The sequence below is a fragment of the Streptomyces pathocidini genome (assembly GCF_001418495.1).
Classification (GTDB): domain Bacteria; phylum Actinomycetota; class Actinomycetes; order Streptomycetales; family Streptomycetaceae; genus Streptomyces; species Streptomyces pathocidini.
Map to the genome: position 1 here is coordinate 1 of NZ_LIQY01000076.1, position 2,082 is coordinate 2,082.

Consider the following 2,082-nt stretch of genomic DNA (forward strand, 5'->3'; position numbering starts at 1 on the left):
CGCGTTCCTCGCCGGCGGCACCTCCGCGTTCGTCACGCACGACAAGTCCGTCGGCCTCAGCGTCGACGGCGACCCCCGCACCCTTCACACGTTCGCCGACGACGTGCAGGAGCTGCTGGAGGACGAGGGCGTCGAGCTCGGCCCGCACGACCTGGTGTCTCCCGCCCCCGAGGAGCCCCTCGACAACGGCGACGAGGTCGTCGTACGCCACGGCCGCCTCCTGTTTCTCACCCTCGACGGCGAGCCCCGCCGGGTGTGGACCACGGCCTCCACCGTCGAGGGCGCGCTTCAGGAGCTCGGGGTGCGCGTCGAGGGCGCGTACCTCTCCGCCGCGCGCCACGCGGAGATCCCGCGCGCCGGGCTCGCGCTCGACGTCTGGACCGAGCGGGCCGTGACGCTCCTGGCCGACGGGCGCGAGCGCACGATCCGTACGAACGCCGCCACCATCGGGGACGCTGTCGACCAGGCCGGCATCGAACTGCGCGGCCAGGACACCACGTCCGTCCCGCAGGGCAGTGTGCCGCGCGACGGCCAGACGGTCTCGGTCATGCGGATCACCGGCACGAAGGAGGTGCGGGAGGAGCCGGTCCCGTACCGGACCGTCCGCCGCCTGGACCCGGAGCTTTTCCAGGGCACGGAGGTCGTCGTCCGCCCCGGCCGGCAGGGCGCGGAGCGCGTCACGTACGCCCTGCGCACCGTCAACGGCGTACGGCAGAAGCCGAGGAAGCTGCGCGCCGAGGTCGTGCGCCGCCCGCAGGCGCAGATGGTGCACGTCGGCACCCGGCCGCTGCCGGTCTCCGTCGCCGGCGCGGAGGGGCTGAACTGGGGCGCGATGGCGCGCTGCGAGTCCGGCGGGCGGCCGGACGCGGTGGACGCCTCCGGCACGTACGGCGGGCTGTACCAGTTCGACACCGCCACCTGGCACCACCTCGGCGGCCGCGGCCGCCCCCAGGACGCGCCGCCCGCCGAGCAGACCTACCGCGCCAAGAAGCTGTACGTGCAACGGGGGGCGGGTCCGTGGCCGCACTGCGGCCGTAAGCTTCACCAGTGAGCACCAGCCCCACCCACGACCGGCCCGACGAGCCCGGCCCCCTCCTGGGCCCGGCCGACATCCGCGAACTCGCCGCCGCCCTCGGCGTACGCCCGACCAAGCAGCGCGGCCAGAACTTCGTCATCGACGCGAACACGGTCCGGCGGATCGTGCGCACCGCGGATGTGCTCCCCGACGACGTGGTCGTCGAGGTCGGCCCCGGGCTCGGGTCGCTGACCCTGGCTCTGCTGGAGGCCGCGGACCGGGTGACGGCGGTCGAGATCGACGACGTGCTCGCCGCCGCGCTGCCGGCGACGGTCGCGGCGCGGCTGCCGGAGCGCGCGGACCGCTTCGCGCTCGTGCACTCCGACGCGCTGCACGTCACCGAGCTGCCCGGGCCCGCCCCGACCGCCCTGGTCGCCAACCTGCCCTACAACGTGGCCGTTCCCGTGCTGCTGCACATGCTGGCCGCGTTCCCGACGATCGAGCGGACGCTGGTGATGGTGCAGTCCGAGGTCGCCGACCGGCTCGCGGCCCCGCCCGGCTCCAGGGTGTACGGGGTGCCGTCGGTGAAGGCCGCCTGGTACGCGCAGGTGAAGCGGGCCGGGGCCATCGGGCGCAACGTCTTCTGGCCCGCACCCAATGTCGACTCCGGTCTGGTCTCGCTGGTGCGGCGCGCGGAGCCGCTGAAGACCTCGGCCTCGCGCGAGGAGGTGTTCGCCGTCGTGGACGCGGCGTTCGCGCAGCGCCGCAAGACGCTGCGCGCGGCGCTCGCCGGCTGGGCGGGATCGGCCGCGGCGGCCGAGGCCGCGCTGGTGGCGGCCGGGGTCTCGCCGCGGGCGCGCGGGGAGGCGCTGACGGTGGAGGAGTTCGCGCGGATCGCAGAGAAGAAGGGGACCACGGAGAAGCAGGGGACCGTGGAGAAGAAGGGGACTGCGGAGAAGTCGGGGACCGTGGAGGAGCAGGGGGGCTCGCTGTGAGCGGCGCGGCGGTGTCGGTACGGGTTCCGGCCAAGGTCAACGTCCAGCTGGCGGTGGGCGGGGCGCGCCCCG

General features: G+C 74.9%; 2 protein-coding genes. Both read left to right on the forward strand.

The annotated features are described in order from the left end of the window. A partial coding sequence (locus AOK16_RS05030) for a resuscitation-promoting factor (protein ID WP_055471002.1) occupies positions 1–1,051 on the forward strand: 1,051 nt, incomplete at its 5' end. Then, positions 1,048–2,010, forward strand: a complete 963-nt coding sequence (gene rsmA / locus AOK16_RS05035; RefSeq protein ID WP_240483375.1) for a 16S rRNA (adenine(1518)-N(6)/adenine(1519)-N(6))-dimethyltransferase RsmA — start codon at positions 1,048–1,050, stop codon at positions 2,008–2,010. The genes AOK16_RS05030 and rsmA, both read left to right, overlap by 4 nt. Positions 2,011–2,082: the final 72 nt, after the last annotated feature.